Annotated in this window: 1 pseudogene; it reads left to right on the forward strand. The window is 65.4% G+C overall.

The window, feature by feature from the left end:
- Positions 1-237, forward strand: a pseudogene (locus ADK28_RS32660) (tail assembly protein); the annotation flags it as partial.

Raw genomic sequence — 237 nt, forward strand, 5'->3', positions numbered from 1 at the left:
TTCACCTTGTTCCCGTCGTGATTGGGAGCAAGCGCGCAGGCTTATTCCAGACCGTGCTGGGCGTGGCGCTGGTTGCCGTGGCTATGTATGTTTCTGCGGGCGCAGGGACGGGGGCTCTGGGGGCATTTACGGCGGGTGGGGGAACTGGCATGGCGGCGATGGCCGGTGCTTCCATGGCCCTCGGCGGCATCCTCCAAATGCTTTCCCCGCAAATGGGCGGGCTGCGCATGCGGCAAG

The organism is Serratia sp. 506_PEND, from assembly GCF_001076875.1.
In the GTDB taxonomy this organism is placed as follows: Bacteria; Pseudomonadota; Gammaproteobacteria; order Enterobacterales; family Enterobacteriaceae; genus Serratia; species Serratia marcescens.